A 1,526-nucleotide genomic window follows, 5' to 3' on the forward strand; every position below is an offset into this window, starting at 1 on the left:
CAGGTCAGCAACCCTGCGCCGTCTTCGAGGCGCACCGTGGTGCGCGAAGATTCGGCGCCGCGGCCGGTTGCCGGAGCGCTACGGCGGGGTGGACCCTGGTCAGGTCCGTCGCGGTCGACCCCGAAGCGCCTGTGGTGCCGGTGAGCCTGTAGGTCAGCATGGTGGTGGAGGGCTTCCACGGGAACCGTGGATTGGTGCCGTCGAGCCCGAGCGTCAGACTTTCGATATCTCCCTGCCCTCCCCGCGACGGACACCCTTGTTGGGTCTTGAGCGCTGGAGGTCGGTTCTGATGGAAGTGGTGCACCCGCGCTGCGCCGGTCTGGATGTGTCCAAGAAGGACGCGAAGGTCTGCGTGCGGCACGCCGGCGGTGGCGGCCGTAAGACGGTGGAGACGGTGACGACGTGGTCATCGATGACCAGCAGCATCTTGGCGCTGCGCGAGCACCTCGCCGCCGAGCACGTCACCTGCGTGGTGATGGAGGCGACCGGCGACTACTGGAAACCGTTCTACTACCTGCTCGAAGACCTGCCCGGGGTGCAGGTCATGCTGGTCAACGCCCGGCACGTGAAGACCTTGCCCGGGCGCAAGACCGATGTCGCGGACGCGACCTGGCTGGCGCAGCTGGGCGCGCACGGCCTGGTCCGGGGCTCGTTCGTGCCTCCGGCGCCGATCAGGGCGCTGCGGGACCTGACCCGGGCCCGCACGGCGATCACCCGTGAACGCGGGCGTGAGGTCCAACGCCTGGAGAAGATGTTGGAGGACGCCGGCATCAAGCTGTCCGCGGTTGCCACCGACATCGTCGGGGTCTCCGGGCGGGCGATGCTGGAGCACCTGATCGCCGGAGAACGTGACCCCGCCCTGCTCGCCGAGCTGGCCCGCCGCCGGCTACGGGTGAAGATCCCCGAGCTCACCCAAGCGCTGGTCGGCCGGTTCGACGACCACCACGCCTTCCTCGCGCGGGTACACCTGGACCTCATCGACCAGCACACCACGGCTATCGAGGCCCTCACCGCACGGATCGAGGTGGTGATCGAGCCCTTTCGTGGCTTCCGCGACCTGATCTGCACCATCCCGGGGATCAGCACCCTCACCGCCGACGTCGTCGTCGCCGAGACCGGCGCCGACATGAGCCAGTTCCCCACCGCCAAGCACCTGGCGTCCTGGGCCGGCACCACACCGGGCAACAACGAGTCCGCCGGCAAGGTCAAGTCCAGCCACACCCGGCCGGGCAACCCCTACCTGCAAGGCGCCCTCGGCGCCGCGGCGATGTCCGTCGCCAAGAGCCGGCACACCTACCTCGGCGCCCGCTACCGACGCATCGCCAGCCGCCGGGGACCGATGAAGGCCAACGTCGCCATCCAGCACTCCATGCTCACCGCCGTCTGGCACATGGGCACCACCGGCACCATCTACGACGACCCAGGAGCGGACTACTTCACCCGACTGCACCCCGACCGGGCCAAGAAGCGCGCCATCGACCAACTCGAGGCCATGGGCTACCAGGTCACCCTCGCCGCAACCGGCT

General features: G+C 69.1%; 1 protein-coding gene. It reads left to right on the forward strand.

Features of this window, described 5'->3' with window-relative positions; genetic code table 11:
* Nucleotides 1-289 precede the first annotated feature (289 nt).
* The coding region (locus WDZ17_RS17275; RefSeq protein WP_339576416.1) for an IS110 family RNA-guided transposase at nucleotides 290-1,526 on the forward strand (1,237 nt) is incomplete at its 3' end.

It is taken from the genome of Pseudokineococcus basanitobsidens (assembly GCF_037482545.1).
Classification (GTDB): Bacteria; Actinomycetota; Actinomycetes; order Actinomycetales; family Quadrisphaeraceae; genus Pseudokineococcus; species Pseudokineococcus basanitobsidens.